Source organism: Streptomyces sp. NPDC001204 (assembly GCF_053598035.1).
In genome coordinates this window covers 1-16,712 of the sequence record NZ_JBSFJL010000045.1, presented here as the reverse complement: position 1 = coordinate 16,712, position 16,712 = coordinate 1, and the positions used below count along the sequence as shown (strand labels likewise).

Annotated in this window: 17 protein-coding genes and 1 pseudogene; 7 read left to right on the top strand and 11 right to left on the bottom strand. The window is 71.1% G+C overall.

What is annotated here, in order from left to right:
* Positions 1–181: 181 nt before the first annotated feature.
* Positions 182–736 carry a hypothetical protein gene (locus ACWC91_RS37765; RefSeq protein ID WP_225078823.1) on the top strand — a complete coding sequence of 185 codons (555 nt, stop codon included), beginning with the start codon at positions 182–184 and terminating at the stop codon, positions 734–736.
* 101 nt (positions 737–837) lie between these two features.
* Here the strand turns inward: ACWC91_RS37765 and ACWC91_RS37760 are convergent, their stop codons facing one another.
* The 7 genes from ACWC91_RS37760 to ACWC91_RS37730 form a co-directional block, all read right to left on the bottom strand.
* Entirely contained in the window at positions 838–1,281 is a 444-nt protein-coding gene (locus ACWC91_RS37760) for a VOC family protein (RefSeq protein ID WP_225078822.1), read from the bottom strand.
* Between the two features lie 68 nt (positions 1,282–1,349).
* Positions 1,350–1,745, bottom strand: coding sequence for a helix-turn-helix transcriptional regulator (locus ACWC91_RS37755; protein ID WP_225078871.1), 396 nt, complete (start codon positions 1,743–1,745; stop codon positions 1,350–1,352).
* A gap of 159 nt (positions 1,746–1,904) precedes the next feature.
* Positions 1,905–3,044, bottom strand: a complete 1,140-nt coding sequence (locus ACWC91_RS37750; RefSeq protein WP_450641280.1) for an RNA polymerase sigma factor — start codon at positions 3,042–3,044, stop codon at positions 1,905–1,907.
* Between the two features lie 8 nt (positions 3,045–3,052).
* Positions 3,053–3,460, bottom strand: coding sequence for a YciI family protein (locus tag ACWC91_RS37745; RefSeq protein ID WP_225078821.1), 408 nt, complete (start codon positions 3,458–3,460; stop codon positions 3,053–3,055).
* A gap of 216 nt (positions 3,461–3,676) precedes the next feature.
* The gene (locus tag ACWC91_RS37740; RefSeq protein WP_225078820.1) at positions 3,677–4,471 is read right to left on the bottom strand and encodes an SDR family NAD(P)-dependent oxidoreductase; all 795 of its coding nucleotides are present in this window, start codon (positions 4,469–4,471) and stop codon (positions 3,677–3,679) included.
* Positions 4,472–4,568: 97 nt separating this feature from the next.
* Positions 4,569–5,393: an aldo/keto reductase gene (locus ACWC91_RS37735; protein WP_376502055.1), complete on the bottom strand. Its 825-nt coding sequence runs from the start codon at positions 5,391–5,393 to the stop codon at positions 4,569–4,571.
* Positions 5,394–5,433: 40 nt separating this feature from the next.
* The gene (locus ACWC91_RS37730; protein WP_450641270.1) at positions 5,434–6,705 is read right to left on the bottom strand and encodes an MFS transporter; all 1,272 of its coding nucleotides are present in this window, start codon (positions 6,703–6,705) and stop codon (positions 5,434–5,436) included.
* 603 nt (positions 6,706–7,308) lie between these two features.
* On the opposite strand from ACWC91_RS37730, the pseudogene ACWC91_RS37725 reads away from it, so the two are divergent.
* Positions 7,309–7,464: pseudogene (locus ACWC91_RS37725) on the top strand (UTRA domain-containing protein); the annotation flags it as partial.
* 66 nt (positions 7,465–7,530) lie between these two features.
* On the opposite strand, the gene ACWC91_RS37720 reads toward ACWC91_RS37725, so the two are convergent.
* Entirely contained in the window at positions 7,531–8,154 is a 624-nt protein-coding gene (locus tag ACWC91_RS37720; RefSeq protein WP_225078817.1) for a hypothetical protein, read from the bottom strand.
* A gap of 180 nt (positions 8,155–8,334) precedes the next feature.
* Between ACWC91_RS37720 and ACWC91_RS37715 the strand changes: the two genes are divergently transcribed.
* Together ACWC91_RS37715 and ACWC91_RS37710 are read left to right on the top strand one after the other, a co-directional pair.
* On the top strand, positions 8,335–9,564 hold the full coding sequence (locus ACWC91_RS37715; RefSeq protein ID WP_450641281.1) for a sensor histidine kinase: 1,230 nt from the start codon (positions 8,335–8,337) through the stop codon (positions 9,562–9,564).
* Entirely contained in the window at positions 9,561–10,232 is a 672-nt protein-coding gene (locus tag ACWC91_RS37710) for a response regulator (protein ID WP_225078815.1), read from the top strand. The genes ACWC91_RS37715 and ACWC91_RS37710 overlap by 4 nt, the downstream gene beginning before the upstream one ends.
* Before the next feature lie 140 nt (positions 10,233–10,372).
* Here the strand turns inward: ACWC91_RS37710 and ACWC91_RS37705 are convergent, their stop codons facing one another.
* From ACWC91_RS37705 to ACWC91_RS37695, 3 genes are all read right to left on the bottom strand, one after another.
* Positions 10,373–10,675, bottom strand: coding sequence for a hypothetical protein (locus tag ACWC91_RS37705; protein ID WP_450641273.1), 303 nt, complete (start codon positions 10,673–10,675; stop codon positions 10,373–10,375).
* Positions 10,676–10,700: 25 nt separating this feature from the next.
* Positions 10,701–11,873, bottom strand: a complete 1,173-nt coding sequence (locus ACWC91_RS37700) for a mandelate racemase/muconate lactonizing enzyme family protein (RefSeq protein WP_281157647.1) — start codon at positions 11,871–11,873, stop codon at positions 10,701–10,703.
* A 135-nt stretch (positions 11,874–12,008) separates the two neighbouring features.
* Positions 12,009–13,049, bottom strand: coding sequence for a LacI family DNA-binding transcriptional regulator (locus tag ACWC91_RS37695; RefSeq protein ID WP_376502066.1), 1,041 nt, complete (start codon positions 13,047–13,049; stop codon positions 12,009–12,011).
* A 270-nt stretch (positions 13,050–13,319) separates the two neighbouring features.
* Between ACWC91_RS37695 and ACWC91_RS37690 the strand changes: the two genes are divergently transcribed.
* From ACWC91_RS37690 to ACWC91_RS37680, 3 genes are read left to right on the top strand one after another with little or no spacing between them, the layout of a single operon-like run.
* Positions 13,320–14,183 (top strand): ABC transporter permease, encoded by an 864-nt coding sequence (locus tag ACWC91_RS37690; protein ID WP_225078811.1) that lies wholly within the window; start codon positions 13,320–13,322, stop codon positions 14,181–14,183.
* Between the two features lie 37 nt (positions 14,184–14,220).
* Positions 14,221–15,240: an ABC transporter substrate-binding protein gene (locus ACWC91_RS37685; protein WP_281155455.1), complete on the top strand. Its 1,020-nt coding sequence runs from the start codon at positions 14,221–14,223 to the stop codon at positions 15,238–15,240.
* Positions 15,241–15,257: 17 nt separating this feature from the next.
* Positions 15,258–16,079 carry an ABC transporter ATP-binding protein gene (locus ACWC91_RS37680; protein WP_374114044.1) on the top strand — a complete coding sequence of 274 codons (822 nt, stop codon included), beginning with the start codon at positions 15,258–15,260 and terminating at the stop codon, positions 16,077–16,079.
* Positions 16,080–16,712 lie beyond the last annotated feature (633 nt).

Here is a 16,712-nt window from a genome sequence, read left to right as displayed (position 1 = left end):
TACGGGCGTAGTGGACATTCGCAGCCCGGAAGTTCAGTGGGGCTGACGAGAGGGACTTTAATTCCTTTGCCGCGCCGAACGCGAAACCGCAGGATGCCGGCGCCGATCACGTCAGAGGTGACCGTGGGATCACTAGCGTTTGGCAGCAGTGATGTCGACGCATCGTGCCGGAAGGAAGGTTGTGGGCACCTACCGACAGACCATCGTGGACCTGGACGCCTCAGCGGAGGAGTCCGTCGCGTGGGGCCGACGCGGCAGGAGCTGGCTGGAGGCGGAAGGGTTCATCCGCCCGGTGCCGTGGCGGGGCGGTGTGGTCCATCTGGCCGGACCGCGTTGGAGGGAGGCCGCCGATCCAGTTTCTTGGGACTGGCGTGCCAGGATCAAGGAGTTGGAGGAGGAGCCGGGCGACGAGCTGCGGGTCATTACGGGTCGTACGGTCTTCGTCGCCGGTCAGGGCGACTCCCCTTCCGCGATCTGCCCTCACTGCCAGAGCGCCACCTCAGCTTGGTCCGGCGCGGTCATCGACACCTGGTACGCCGCGGGCGCCGCCGACCTCGACTGCCCGGCTTGCACCCATCGCGCGCCGCTTCCCGACTGGGAGTGGACCAGCGACTACTTCGCCTTTGCCCACCTGGGCTTCCAGTTCGACAACTGGCCACCCCTTGACCCGAACTTCACAGCCCTCTTCGGACGGGCGCTGGACCACCGCATCCGAGTGGTCACGGGGAGGATATGAGACCAGAGGCCGCCGCAGCGCCCGCTCGAGGTGTCGGGTCAAGGACCTGGCGGCCGGCCGATGCTGCCGCGCCAAACCGCCGGGTGCCTCCAGCACATGTGTCAGCAGCTCCAATCCTTGTCGAGATCGAGCTGCTCGCGGCGCTGGGTGAAGGAGAACCAGTTGCCGGAATCGTCACGGAAGATGGCCTCGGTGCCGTACGGCCGTTCCTGCGGCTCCTGCAGGAACTCCACGCCACGCGCCTTCATCGCCCGGTAGTCGGCATGGATGTCGTCGGTGGCGAATACGCCCGCGCCCAGTACGCCCTTGGCGATCAGCTTCTTCAGTTCCTCGGCGGACTCGGGGTCGAGTGCGGGCGGGCCCGGGACCATCAGCGTGAGTTCGAGATCCGGCTGGTCTTTGGCGCCGACGGTGAGCCAGCGCATCCCGGCCTCGCCCATGGTCATGTCGACACGGACCTCGAGCCCCAGCTTCTCGGTGTAGAACGCCCTGGCCCGGTCGTGGTCGAGGACCCAGACGTTGGCGATCGACAAGCCCTTGATCATGGTTGACTCCCTGTGCTCGGCGGGGCGCCACTCACCCACGCGTCGCAACCAACGTAGTTACCGCAGCCTCACGGGGCTTCTCCAAAGTTGCGCTCTTCCGTGCCGCGCTCCAGCAGTCCCTTGAAACTTCCGTGCCAGAGCAGCGCGTAACACCCGGGAATCAGTGCCGCGCCCTGCCCGACATGCCGGGCACGGTACTCACTCGGGGTGAGGCCGGTGTGCTTCTTGAAGCTCGACGAGAAGGATCCCAGGCTGGTGAAGCCCACCAGCGTGCAGATCTCGGTGACCGACAGGTCGGCGGTACGCAGCAGGTCCTCCGCGCGCTCGATGCGGCGGCGGCTCAGATACTGCCCCGGTGTCTGCCCGTACACATCCCGGAAGACGCGGACGAAGTGGTAGCGCGAGTACCCGGCGTGCGCGGCGAGCGCGTCCAGGTCGATGGGTTCGGCCCAATCACGGTCCATGGCGTCCTTGGCCAGACGGAGCCGCCGCAACTGCGAAAGCTGGGCGTCGGAGCCCGAGGCCGGCGTGGTGCTCACCCTGCGATGGTGACACATCCCCCCATGCCCGCCGCGGACGGGCTGACCGACTGGTCGACCACCGGCACTGAGTGCAGCGCCTGCTCATCGGCACGCGTTGAGCCGGGCGGCCTGGCGTGTCAGGTGGTCGCGTTCGGCGAGGTTGGGGGCCTTGTGGGCCGCCTCGGCGTACAGCCGGGCCGCCGTTGTCAGGTCGCCGTCGCGTTCGTGCAGGTACGCCGCGGCCGCCGCGTGGCGGGGCAGTGAGTCGTCCAGCGCCGCGAGTGCCGCGAGGCCGGCGCGCGGTCCGTCCGCCTCGCCGACGGCGACGGCGCGGTTGAGCCGGACGACCGGGCTGTCGGTCAGGCGCGTGAGCTCGTCGTACCACTCGACGATCTGGACCCAGTCGGTCTCCTCGGCGGTGGGCGCGTCGGCGTGGAGTGCGGCGATGGCGGCCTGGGCCTGGAACTCGCCCAGCCGGTCGCGGGCGAGGGCCGTCTGCAGGATCTCGATGCCCTCGGCGATGGACTCGGTGTCCCAGCGGCCACGGTCCTGCTCGGCGAGCGGTACCAGGCTGCCGTCGGACGCGGTACGGCCGGCGCGCCGGGCGTGGTGGAGCAGCATGAGGGCGAGCAGCCCCGCCACCTCGGGGTGGTCGATCGCGGCCGCGAGCTGCCGGGCGAGCCGGATGGCCTCGGCGGCGAGGTCGACGTCGCCGGAGTAGCCCTCGTTGAAGACCAGGTAGAGGACGCGCAGCACGGTGGCGACGTCGCCGGGCTGGTCGAACCGTACGCGGGAGACGGTGCGCTTGGCGCGGCTGATGCGCTGCGCCATGGTCGCCTCGGGCACCAGGTAGGCCTGGGCGATCTGCCTGGTGGTCAGCCCGCCGACGGCGCGCAGCGTGAGCGCGACCGCCGACGACGGCGTCAGCGACGGGTGGGCGCACAGGAAGTAGAGCTGGAGCGTGTCGTCCACCGCGGGCGCGGGCCCGGGTGCCGGCTCCTCGTCGACGAGGTCCTCCCGTCGGCGGCGGGCGGCGTCCGCGCGGGTCGCGTCGAGGAAGCGGCGCCAGGCCACGGTGACCAGCCAGCCCTTGGGGTCCCTCGGAGGGCCGGCCGGCCACACGCGGACGGCCTCGACCAGCGCGTCCTGCACGGCGTCCTCGGCCGCCGCGAAGTCGGCTCCGCGGCGGACGAGGATCCCGAGCACGCTCGGCGTGAGGCTCCGGAGCAGGGCCTCGTTCACGGGTGAGGTCACTCCGTGATGGTGGGCGGCGTGGCCAGGAACGGGCGCACCTCGAGCCACTCGTGGATCGGCTTCCCGCCCGCTCCCGGGGCGGCCGACAGTTCTCCGGCCAGCTCCACGGCGCGCTCGTAGCTGTCGACGTCGATCACCATCCAGCCGGCGATGAGGTCCTTGGTCTCGGCGAACGGGCCGTCGGTGACCGGCGGGCGCCCCTCGCCGTCGTACCGGACCCACGCCCCCTCGGGGGCGAGCGCCTGACCGTCGACGAACTCGCCGGTCTTCTCGAGCCGGGCCGCGAAGTCGTTCATGTACTGCACGTGGGCCGAGATCTCCTGCGGCGTCCACTGGTCCATCGGCACGTCGTTGACCGCGGCCGGAGCGCCTCGGTAGTGCTTGAGCAGCAGGTACTTCGCCATGGTGGTTCTCCTCGGTACTGATGCGACCCATTGTCGTCGCGTTCACCCCGGGGACGGAGCCGGTCACGGGTTCTCGACATCGTCTGCCGGAAATTTTTCGGGTTCGCATGGACGAGCCCTGTGTGGAGCTCCCGGTTCTGCTGGAACCCGTCGAGCTCGTCCTCGCCCTGGACGTGGCACCCAGGCCGCAGGCTTGATCACGCCCTGGCGCCGGGCTCAGGGCAGGATGGAGTCGACGTACCCGCCGTCGACGCGCAGGGCGCCGCCGGTGGTGGCGGAGGCGTGCGGCGAGGCGAGGTAGACGACCATGTTGGCGATCTCCTCGGGCTCGATGAGCCGCTGGAGCAGGGACTGGGGGCGGTACTTGACCATGAACTCGTGCTGCGCCTCGTCCCAGGGCAGCTCGTCGCCGACGAGCTCGCGGACGAATCCCTCGACGCCGCCGGTGTGGGTCGGTCCGGCGACGACGGAGTTGACGGTGACGCCGGTACCGGCGGCGTCCTTGGCGAACCCACGGGTGACGGCGAGCAGCGAGGTCTTCGTCATGCCGTAGTGGATCATCTCGGCGGGGATGACCACGGCCGAGTCGCTGGCGAGGTTGAGGACGCGCCCCCAGCCCCGTTCCTTCATGCCGGGCAGAAAGGCGCGGATGAGCCGGACGGCGGAGAGGACGTTGACCTCGAAGAAGCGGCGCCACTCGGCGTCGTCGATCTCAAGCGGAGCGGCGGAGCCGAAGATGCCGAGGTTGTTGACGAGGATGTCGACCGTGGGCACGGCCTCCACTACGGCGGCGGCGCCCTGCTCCGTCGCCAGGTCGCCCGCGGCGCCGGTGACGTCGTCGCTGCCGGAGTCGGCGCGTACGGAGCGGACGGCCGCCGCGACGCGCTCCTCGCCGCGGCCGTTGACGACGACGCGGGCGCCCGCGCGGGCGAGGCCGGTGGCGATGGCGTGGCCGATGCCCTGGGTGGAGCCGGTGACCAGGGCAGTGCGGCCGGAGAGATCGATCTGCATGACGCGCGTTCCCGTCGTTGAGGCTGTGAAGCTGCTGCGGCGGTGTCGGTCCCCGGGTACCCGTCCGCGGCGGACGGGTACCCGGGGACGTACGGGGTCAGTTGAGGGTGTCGGGGTCCGGGCCGGTGCGCAGACCGCGGTCGAGGTCCGTGAGGGCGGCCATGTCGGCGTCGGTGAGCTCGAAGCCGAAGACGTCGAGGTTCTGCCGGATGCGGTCAGGGGTGACGGACTTGGGGATCACGATGTTGCCGGTCTGGAGGTGCCAGCGCAGCACGACCTGCGCCGGGGTTACGCCATACGCCTCGCCGACTCGCACGATCGCCTCGTCCCCGAGGACCGCGCCCTGGGCCAGGGGGCTCCAGGCCTCGGTGGCGATCCCGTGCTCGGCGTGGAAGGCGCGCAGCGCGGTCTGCTGGAGGCCGGGGTGCAGCTCCACCTGGTTGACCGCCGGGGTGATGCCGGTGTGCTCCATGAGTCGCCGCAGGTGGGGGATCTGGAAGTTCGAGACGCCGATGGCGCGGGCACGCCCGTCGGCGAGGATCTTCTCCAGCACCTTGTAGGTCTCCACGTACAGGTCGCGGGCCGGGGTGGGCCAGTGGATGAGGTAGAGGTCGACGTGGTCGAGGCCCAGCTCGTCCAGGGAGGCGTCGAACGCGGCCAGGGTCCGGTCGTGGCCCTGGTCCTCGTTCCACAGCTTGGTCGTGACGAAGAGCTCCTCGCGGGGCAGGCCGGAGGCGGCGATGGCCTTGCCGACGCCGCGCTCGTTGCCGTAGACCGCGGCGGTGTCGACGCTGCGGTAGCCGGCCTCCAAGGCGCTGGTGACCGCGGCGGTGGTCTCCTCGTCGGGGACCTGGAAGACGCCGAAGCCCAACTGGGGCATGGTCACACCGTTGTTGAGCGTCACGTTCGGCACGGAAATCATGGAGGGGGTTCCTTTCCTCGGTACTGCTGGGCGCGGGGGATCAGGAGCGGGCGGCGCCCGCGGCTGCGGGAGCGGAGGCGTGGTCGGATGCGGCGGCGTGGGCGGCCGTGGGGTCCGTGGCCGCGGCGGGGTCGGGGTGCGCCGGGGCGGAAGCCGCGGTGATGCGGGTGGGCCGTAGTTCGAGCCGGTGCGAGATGACGGCCAGGATCAGAGCGGCGGCGGCCAGTACGGCTCCGACGGCGTTGGGCGCGGTGTAACCGAGGCCGGCGGAGATCACCAGGCCGCCGAGCCAGGCGGACAGGGCGTTGCCCAGGTTGAAGGCGCCGATGTTGGCCGCCGAGGCCAGCGTCGGCGCGCCGTGGGCGTGGTCGAGGACGCGCTTCTGGAGCGGCGGGACGGTGGCGAAGCCGAGGGCGCCGATGAGGAAGACGGCCACGACGGACGCCGTCTTGCCGGAGGCCAGGAAGGTGAACAGCAGCAGGACCAGTGCCAGGCCGCCCAGTGCGGTGTAGAGCAGGGGCATGAGCTTGCGGTCCGCGAAACGGCCGCCGATCAGGTTGCCTGCCACCATGCCCAGCCCGAAGACCACCATCAGCCAGGTGACGGAGGATCCGGCGAAGCCGCTGACCTCGGTCATCATCGGCGCGATGTAGGTGATCGCGGCGAACACGCCTCCGAAGCCGAGGACCGTCATGGCCATGGCCAAGATGACCTGGGTGTTCCTGAAGGCGGCGACCTCGTGCCGCAGCCGCGTTCCCTCCGGCTTGGGCAGGTCGGGTACGAGCTTGGCCACGCCGGCCAGGCCGAATACGCCGAGGGCGGCGACGAGCAGGAAGGTCACGCGCCAGCCGGCGTTCTGACCCACGTACGTGCCCAGGGGCACGCCGACGACGTTGGCCACGGTCAGGCCGGTGAACATCATGGAAATAGCGCCGGCCTTCTTCTCGGGGGCCACCAGTTCGGCGGCGACGACGGAGCCGATGCCGAAGAAGGCGCCATGGGCCAGCGAGGCCACCACGCGGCCGATCAGCATGACGGCGAAGACCGGGGCGACAGCGGAGATGAAGTTGCCGAGGATGAACAGGCCCATGAGCAGCATGAGCATGTTCTTGCGGGAAATCCTGGTGCCGAGGACGGTCATGATCGGTGCGCCGATCATGACGCCGAGGGCATAGCCGGTGACCAGGAAGCCGGCCGTCGGTACGGACACCCCGAGGTCCGCGCCGACCTGGGGCAGCAGCCCCATGATCACGAATTCCGTGGTGCCGATTCCGAAGGCCCCTATGGCCAGGGCCAGCAGTGCGAGCGGCATGACGAGGGTCCTTTGACGTACAAAGCCGGATTGCGCGAGCGCCTTACGTGCGCAAACAATAATTGCATGCGCCGACTAATGGCAAACGCAGGTAGAGTGAGCGCCTGACTGGAGCCAGAGCGCCACCACGCGACTGGCGAGCCGGCAGGAGGACCACGGGACTCCCTCGCGCCACCTGTGCCCCACCGACCACCGCGGCATCGGCACCGAGGCCACCGACGACGGCCTGTGCCTGCTGAAGGAGGCCCGCCCCGCCCACGACGCGGGCCTGCGCGAGGCCCTCGGCCAAGCGGCCACCGAGCCCGTGCTCACACCCCTGGCACACGCCGTCCAGCAATTGCAGGGCGGCGTCCAGCCGGTATGACCTGCCGCCGCCTGCGACGCAGCGGGTTCCTGCGAAAGCCGCCGCTCTTGGCTCGGTGCGGTGCTCAAGCGCCGCGGAAGAGGTGCACGCCGGCATGGTGCGTCGCACCCCGCTCTGCACGTCGCAGTGCCGCAGCTCCTCAGCGATGGCCGGCGGCCCGGCGACGCCGCGGCCGGGGGCGCTTCACCTCGTTGACGATGGAGCCCTTTGGGGCAGGTTCGTACGGGCAGCCGGGGTAGGCCGCGGAGGCCACCCGCCTCGATGAGGAGGAGGCCGCCCTGCTCACCATGCAGCGCACGGCATACGACAACACGGGACGGGCGGTCGAGCACAGGGCTCGCTTGCACCGCGCGTCCCGGTACGCGTGCGACTTCCGGCTGTTCGTGCGGTTCTGAACCCCGCGGGCTCGGGAAGCCCACCGGACCAGGTGGCGATCAGCCTCCACCGTCTGTGGATCCAGGTCAGACCGCGGCCGACTCGACCACACTCGCCGTGGCAACCTCGCTATGCCCGCGAACGGCGTGGACGCCGATGGCGAACAGCGCGGCAAAGAACACGTCGTCGGGAAGGATGAACCACCGTCCCGGCAGCCCGAGCGCGCCGAACAGGCACGAGACGAAAAGCGCGACGCCGATCCACCACGGCAGCGTCCGGGCACGCAGCACGGCAATGCCGAGGCAGATCGCGCCGACGAGCAGGCACAGCAGCGCGACGCCCTCGAAGACGGCGAAGCCGGAGGGCTGCTCGGTGGGGATGCCGCCGTGGTCGACCAGATACGGCTTGACGAACCCCTCGATGACTCCCTCGCCGATGTTCAGCATCACCAGCGCGCCGAAGATGCCGGCGTAGCCGACGACGTGCAGCTTCGGGGCCCGTCCCGCGAAGGTCAGGATCACGGGCAGCCCCAGCGCGATGATGACGTCCCCACCGACCGCGATCCCCTCGAACAGCGGCCAGAGGTGGTAGCGGAAGACCTCGTCGCCGCTGCCCGGCGCGAGGAGGTTTGCGGCGAGATAGCCGAACGCCGCGACGATCGTGCCGACGATGAGCGCCCATCCGGCCAGGCGCTTGAGGTTCACGGTCATGGTCTCCTCCTGCGTTATGCCGCCACTCGGCGGCGCGCCGTTCAGCGTCGGTCCGGCGGGCCCGGGGCGTCGTCGTACCCCGGTCGGCACCCGGTCGTTCGCGGGTCGCGATCCTCACGAGACGAATACGACGTTCGGATGACGCCGCCCGGCTCAACCCGCCGGTAGCTTGCGGATGTGATGCTGAAGACGGCGCGCGCCCAGTCACCGGCGCAAGAGGAGTCGGAGGCGCCGGCGCGTCTGAGGCGCAGGCCGGCGGAGTTGCTGCCCGACGTTCTGCTCACGCTCGCGATCACCGGCTTCGCCCTGCTCGACATCGTCTTCGATCTCGACAACTCGACCCGGTACGGCCCCATGCCGCCCCTGGTCGTGTCCACCCTCGTGGCGACGCTGGTGCTGGCGCTGCGCAGGCTGGCCCCGCTCGCCACGGCCGTGGTCGTCGCGGTCGCGATCGCCGGACCGATGCTGGCCACCCCGCTGACGTTCACTCTGTGGGGCGACTTCCTGCCACTGCTGCTCGCCACCTACTCGGTGGCCCGGCACGGTGAACGCGTGCCCGCGTGCCTCGGCGTCGCGGCGACCGTCACCACCGTCGTCCTCGTGATGCTGCGCAACCCGGACGCCGGCACCGTCAGCAACATCCCGTTCGCCGCGGTGCCGATCGCCATCGTCTTCGTCGCCGGCCGGGTGCTGCGCGCCCGGGCCCGTAGCCACTCGGACGACCAGGCCCGGGTCCAGCGGCTGGAGGCCGAGAGCCAAGAGGCGATCCAGGTCGCGCTCGCCGAGGAGCGCGCCCGCATAGCCCGCGAACTGCACGACATCGTCGCCCACTGCGTCAGCGTCATGGTCGTCCAGGCGGGCGCCGCCGAAGACCTGCTCGACCGCGATCCCTCCAAGGCGCACGCGCCGCTGCGCTCGGTTCAGGAGACCGGCCGGCAGGCGGTCGGCGAACTGGGCCGGATGCTCGGCCTGCTGCGCGGGGAAGCGACGCGGCTCGCGCTCAAGCCGCAGCCGGGCACCGCGAACCTGGCCGAGCTCATCGAGCACATGGCCGGAGTCGGTCTGCCGGTCGAACTCACCATGGAGGGTCCGGCCCGCCCACTGCCGCCCGGCATGGACCTGACCGTCTACCGGGTCGTGCAGGAGGCACTCACCAACGCGCTCAAGCACGCCGCGCCCACAACGGCGCATGTGGTACTGCACTATGACGAGCAGTCCGTACAGGTCAGCGTGCGGGACACCGGACGCACGGGCGCGTCCGCGGGGTCGGCTTCGAAGAGGATCGGCCACGGGCTGCTGGGGATGCGCGAGCGAGTCGGACTCTACGGCGGCACCCTGGTGACCGGGCACTCCGGCGACGGCGGCTTCGCCGTGACCGCGAGCCTGCCGCTGCAGGCGGCCCCCCGATGATCCGGGTCCTGCTCGTGGACGACCAGGCCCTGGTCCGCGGCGGCTTCCGCTCCATTCTGGGCGGTCAGGAGGACATCGAGGTCGTCGGCGAGGCGGCCGACGGCGCGGAGGCGGTCGACAGAGCGCTGACACTGCTGCCCGACGTCATACTCATGGACATCCGGATGCCGCGCATGGACGGGATCGAGGCGACCCGCCGCCTGCTGCGGGGCGGGCGCTGCCAGGCGCGGGTACTCATCCTCACCACGTTCGACGAGGACGAGTACGTCTACCAGGCGCTGCGCGCCGGGGCGAGCGGTTTTCTGCTCAAGAGCGCACCGCCGCGCGAACTCGCCGGGGCCGTCCGCACGGTCGCCGCGGGCGAGGCCCTACTGGCGCCGGAGATCACCCGGCGGATGATCGAGGAGTACGTACGCCGTCCGCGCCCCGGTTCGGACCGGCCCACCGGGCTGGAGAAGCTGACCCCGCGCGAGCTCGAGGTACTCGGTCTCATCGCCCGCGGCCGCTCCAACGCGGAGATCGGCACGGCACTCTTCCTGAGCGAGCCGACGGTCAAGACCCACGTGACCCGCATCCTCGCCAAGCTCGGCCTGCGCGACCGGGTCCAGACCGTCGTCTTCGCCTACGAGTGCGGTCTCGTCCAGCCCGGTCACCGGCCTGAAGGGTGACCAGCCCGCGGCTCTCCGGCATCAACTCGCCCCGCTGCCCGAACCCCGTCGGCATCGCGGTCGCACGTCCCACTGCTCACAGATCCGGATGGTCGGCAGCGCGGCCCGGCCCAGAGCGACGCCGCACATCCCGCCGCCGCTCATGCCCGCACCCGCGGGATGTGGCCGAGGTCCAGGCGCACGAAGCCGGCCAGGCGCTGCACCTGGTTCACCGGCCGCCTGGTGAACAGCCGCCTGGCTGAGCTCTCGCCGTACCGGTCGTTGTGGCCGAACACCCGCTGCGGGTCCTTCATGGCCCGCACCCGCCAGTCGAGGACCTGTTCGCGGGTCAGGTCCTCCTCGAGGTCCAACTCCTGCTCCTGGTCGTCGATCGGGGCGGGCGGGGGTACTGGACGTGGCGCGGGCAGGACCGGCACCACCGGCCGCGCCCCTGATGACGGCACGGAGGGTCCCGCGCCCCGACCCTGCTCACGACCTCTGTTCGAGGACGTCCACAGCCAGCTTCCGCACCACGGTGTCGTCGACCTCGACGCCGAGCCCCGGTCCCTCGGGCACCCGCGCCGTCCCGTTCTCGATCGTCACCGTCGGCCCCGCGTAGGGCGATTCGACGAACTGGCGGCCGTTCAGATCCACGGGTGTGTCGAGCCCGTAGGCCGCGAAGAGGTGCAGCGAGGCGGCGAGGCCCACGTCCGAGTCGGTGAGCCCCGACCCCATGAGCTGAACGCCGCAGTCCTCGGCCAGCGCGCACAGCCGCCGCGAGAGCGTGAGCCCGCCGCTGCGCTGCACCTTGGCGATGGCGATGTCGACGGCTTCGAGGCGGACGAACGTCGCCAGGTCGGTGGGATGGCGCAGGCTCTCGTCGAGCGCGACCGGGATCGGTGAGGAGTCCCGGAGCCTGCGTAGTCCGGCGATGTCGTTGGCGGGCAGCGGCTGTTCGAAGGCGGTCACCCCGAGGCCGGCCAGACGGGCGGACATGCGCAGCGCGGCCGGCACGGTGTACGCCTGGTTGGCGTCCACCCACAACGGGGCTCCGGCCGGGGCGTGTTCGCGCACGGCCGCCACCACGGCCGCGTCCGTCTCCTCGTCGTGCAGTCCCACCTTCACCTTGAACGCCCGGTAGCCCTCGTCCACGCCCTCCGCCACGCTGTCGCCGACCTCCGCCGGCGACTGGCCGGAGACGACCCAGCCCAACTCGATCGTCTCCCGGCGCCGCTGCCCCCACAACATCCCCAGCGGCACGCCGGCCGCCCGGCCGAGCAGGTCGTGCAGCGCGACGTCGACCGCTCCCTTGGCCAGGGGGGCGCCGATGGTGAAGCCGCGGTTGACGGCCCGGTCGAACGCGGCGTCCACGCCGCCGAGGTCCCAGGCCGGGCGCCCGAGGACCGCCGGCGCGAGATAGCGGTCGACGGTCGTGACGATCGACTCCGCGGTCTCGTAGGTCCACGCGGGGATCGGCGTCGCCTCACCCCAGCCGTGCACGCCGTCGGCGTCGACCCGTACCAGGACGCGGATGCTGGGCCGGCCGGCCACGGCCACCGCGCCGCCGGAGACTCCGAAGGAGCGCCGGGTGGGCAGGGCGACGGCGTACGTGGTGACGCGGTCGATGGTCAGGTCGCCGAGCGGGAGCCGAAGCGGTGTCATGGGATGTCCTTCCGTCTGAAGTGACTGAAGTGCTTTGCCATCACGAGCCGGGGCCGGCGTGCGACCGGGCAGTCGGTGGGCGGCTCGGGAGTCCGTGCACGGCCCAGGAGCCGGTCGGCGGCCGGGCGCGCGACGTCACCCCCGTCCTGGCGGCGCCGTGCGACCCCGCCAGGGGGCTGTGCTGCCCCGCAGCAGGACCTCGCCCGCGATGCGCTCCACGCGCGAGCGCCGCCCCCGCGGCTCGCGCAGCGCCAGGTCCAGGACGGTCTCCCCCATCCGTGCGAGCGGCAGCGCGACCGTGGTCAGCGGCGGGGTGAGGTCCCGGACGATCGGCACGTCGTCGAAGCCCGCAAGTGACAGGTCCTCCGGTACCCGGAGCCCGCTTTCGCGCAGCGCCGCCAGCGCTCCCACGGCCATCACGTCCGTGACGGCGAAGACGCAACTCGCCCTGAGACCCCGGGCGAGCAGTTCGGCGGTCGCGGCGTACCCGCCCTCACGGGTGAACGCGCCCTCGACCACCTGGTCGGCGGCCAGCCGGATCGAGTGCTCGGCCAGCGCGTCGCGGAAGCCGCGCAGCCGGTCGGCGACCGTCGTCAGTGACGGCGGCCCGGTCAGCACCGCGAACTCCCGGTGCCCCAGGCCGATCAGGGCCCTGGCCAGTTCCGCCGCGCCGGCCCGGTTCTCCGGCAGCACGGTGTCCACCCGCAGGCTGCGGTGGCGGCTGACGACGGCGACCCGGCCGCCGCCGGCCACGTACGGCCCCAGTTCCGCGGCCATCGACCGCTCCCAGTCCGCGTCCTCGAAGCCGGAGCCGATGAGCAGGACGGCGCGGGCGCGGTGCGCGCGCAGCGTCGAGACGTAGGCGACCTCACGGGCGGGTTCGCGGAAGGTGCTGGCCAGCATCACCATGAGGTGCCGGGCGGCGGCGGCGCGCATCACGCCGCTGGCGATGGCGGAGAAGTACGGGTCGCCGACGTCGTGGCAGATGACGCCGACGACCGAACTCTGGGCGCTCGCGAGCGCCTGCGCATGGGCGTTGGGGATGTAGCCGAGGTGCTCGGCGGCGAGCAGCACGCGCGTGCGCAGGTCCTCGCGGACCCGTGCGGTGCCGTTGAGTGCCCGCGAGGCGGTGGCCGCGGAGACCCCGGCGGTACGGGCGACGGAGTCCAAAGTCACGTGCGCCCGTGCCCGTTCGGGCCGTTCGGGTACAGGCGCGTTGCCTCGGCTTACGGGTCGGTTCACGGCACCCCCAGATCGCACAGGGCCACGGGCGCGGCGAGGTCCGGAAACCTCTTGACGCCCTATTGACCATTCGTACGCGCTGTCCCTAACGTGGCAGAGCATAGCAGAAAGCGCTTTCTGGAAGCGTTTTCCGATACTACCAGGCGTTTCACCAACCCCCTACGACTCCTTCCCGGCACAACCCGACGTCAGAGGAGTTCACTCATGAGCCAGAGCGCCATCCGCCGAACTCCCGCTCCCCCGGCGGGAGTCAAGGAGCGCGCGCAGCGCGGCGCGGCCGAACGGCTCGGCGAGGCGCTGGAGCGGTCATGGCGGCCGTTCGCCCTGCTCCTCGTCTGCCTCGTCGCCTGGTGGGCCGTCTCGGCCGCCAACCTGGTCGAGTCCTACCTGGTGCCGTCGCCGGGCGCCACCCTGGACCTGATGGCCACCAAGAGCGGCTACCTCTGGCACCACAGCTGGGTGACCACGTACGAGACACTGCTGGGCTTTGTGATCGCGGTCGGCGTCGGCGTCCTCGCGGCCGTGGTGATGGTCTACTCGTCGACCGTCGAGAGGACGCTGTATCCCATCCTGCTGTTCGCCCAGGTGATCCCGAAGATCGCCATCGCGCCGCTGTTCGTGGTGTGGCTGGGCTTCGGTATCGCGCCGAAGATCCTCATCGCCGTGCTCATCGCCTTCTTCCCGGTGGTCATCTCCATGGTGACCGGCCTGAAGTCGGTGGACCCCGAGATGATCCAGCTCTCCCAGACCATGGGCGCGAGCGCGCTGCAGACCTTCGTCAAGATCCGCTTCCCGGCGTCGTTCCCGCACCTGTTCTCCGGTCTGAAGGTGGCCGTCACGCTGGCGGTCACCGGTGCGGTCGTCGGCGAGTTCGTCGGTGCCAACGAAGGTCTCGGCTATGTGATCCTCCAGGCCAACGGCAATCTCGACACCCCGATGCTCTTCGCCGGGCTCCTGGTGATGTCGCTGATCGGTGTCGTCCTCTTCGTGATCGTGGAAATCGCCGAGAAGCTCCTGCTCCCCTGGCACGCCAGCCGCCGGGGCGACGCCGTCAGCACCGCGTACTGAGGCAACTTCCCGCTCCCGCTCCGAGAAGGGCCGAACCATGCACCTGCGCAGACTGCCCACCGTCCTCGTCCCGCTGCTGCTGTTCGCCACCGCCTGCGGCGGCGAGGGCTCGGACAAGACCACGAGCGCGTCGGGCAAGGAACTCGACAAGGTCACGCTCACGCTGAACTGGTACCCCTACGGCGAGCACGCGCCGTTCTACTACGGCAAGCAGCAGAAGATCTACGAGAAGCACGGCATCGACCTCCAGATCCGGGCCGGACAGGGCTCGCAGAAGACCGTGCAGGCCACTGCCGCGGGGCAGACCGACTTCGGCTGGGCGGACACCCCGGCCGTCCTCGCGGGCGTGGACCAGGGAGTCAAGGTCAAGAGCCTGGGCGTGTTCCTCCAAACCACCCCGGCGTCCGTGCAGTTCTTCGCCGACAAGGGCATCGACAAACCCTCGGACATCAAGGGCAGGACGATCGCGGGAACCGCCGGTGACGCCCTGTCCAGGACCTTCCCGGTCTTCCTCGAGAAGAACGGGATCGCCGAGTCCGACGTGAAGATCCAGAACACCGACCCGGCCGGCAAGATCGCCGCGGTGATCTCCGGCCAGACCGACGCGCTGCTCGGATACGCCAGCGACCAGGGCCCCACCATGCAGAACAAGGCCGGCAAGAAGGTCTCCTACCTGCGCTTCTCCGAGCATGGGCTCAACTTCTACTCCAACGGCCTGATCGCCGGGCAGCGCACCCTCAAGAGCGACCCCGACCTGGCCAAGCGCATGGCCCAGGCCACCAGCGAGGCGTGGGCCGCGGCGGAGAAGAGTCCGGGTCCCGCCGTCGCCTCGATGGCGGGTGCTTCCGGCCAACTGCCGCCCGAGAAGGTCCTGTCCGACCAGTTCGCCACCACGCTGACCCTGCTGCACACCGACGCCACCCAGGGCAAGGCCCCGGGCGTCAACACCGAGGCGGACTGGCAGAAGACCGTCGACCTCTTCGCCCAGGTCGGCATGGTCCGCAACGCCAAGCCGGTCTCGGAGTACTGGGACACCAGCTCGGCCCCGAAGGGATGACTGTGGCAGAGAAGACCATCCGCACGCCGCGGGCGGACGCCGGCCGGCAGCCGTCCGCCGCCGAGTCGTCCACGGCCGTCGAACTCGACGCGGTGCAGGTGCGGTTCCGTACGAAGAAGAGGGACGTCACCGCCTTGCGGGAAGTCTCGCTCGACGTCGCGCCCGGTGAGTTCGTCGCCATCGTCGGACCGTCCGGGTGCGGCAAGTCGACCCTGCTCAAGCTCGTCGCGGGCCTGCTGCGGCCGTCCTCGGGCGCCGTCCGGCTGCACGGCGAGGACGTCACCGCTCCCCGCCCCGACATCGGGTACGTCTTCCAGCGTGCCGCGCTGCTCGAATGGCGCTCGGTCCGGCGGAACATCCTTCTCCAGGCCGAGATGCGGAAGATGTCAGCCGACCGGGCCCGCGCCCGTGCCGCCGAACTCATCGAGATGACCGGCCTGACCGGCTTCGAGGACGCCTACCCGCACGAACTGTCCGGCGGCATGCAGCAGCGCGTGGCGCTGTGCCGAGCGCTGCTGCACGAGCCACCGGTGCTGCTCATGGACGAGCCCTTCGGCGCTCTCGACGCGCTCACCCGCGAGCAGATGAACGTCGAACTGAACCGCATCTGGCGGGAGACCGGCACCACCGTCCTGCTGGTCACCCACTCGATCTCCGAAGCGGCCTACCTGGCGGACCGCGTGGCGGTGATGAGCGCACGGCCCGGCACGATCACCGAGGTCATCGACGTCGGCCTGCCGCCGGAACGGGACTACACCGACACCATGAGCCGCCCGGAGTTCCGCCGCGCCACGGCCCGTGTCCGAACCCTGCTGGGCGCGGCCTCGGCGGCCGACTGAGGGGCGCCGGACTTCCGCCCCGGCACGAGACGGCGGTGCCCTCGGCCTCGGCTGCCGAAGGCACCGCCCCTTCCGCGACGGGGGACGCGACGGGCAGGCCGGACCGGTGCGGCACGTGTTCACGGGCCGTCGGCGGTGTACGGCCCGCGGCCGCTTGGGCGGCCCGGTCCGGAGTGGACGTCACGGCTTGCGGTCCACGGCCGGGTCGTCGTCGACGAACTGGGTGAGCCGATCCGTTCCGGCGCACGCGCCGCAGGTGTGGAGCGACCCGCCCGGGCAGGAGCCGGCTTCGGTTCCGGCCCGGCTCTCGCGGCGAGCAGCCCTCGGGACCGCTGGGGCCAAGGTCCGGCGCACCGGCGAATCCACGCCGTGGTGGGACCCGCCGTCTCGCACCGGCCGCGCTCGTCCTCCCGCCGGCCCCCGCCGACGGACTCTTCGGCCGTGAGGACGGCCGGCCGCTCGTACGACGAGTCGGGCACCGGCCGCGACGACACCGGCCCGTCGCGGGGCTCCGTCTCGCAGCCGGGCGGGGACGCGCCCCCCCCCATTACCTTCTTCGTGGCCCCGCAATGGGGCGCCCGGCCTCTGGGCCCGGCATGACTGCTCCCCCCTGTTGATCGCATGGCCTGGGGG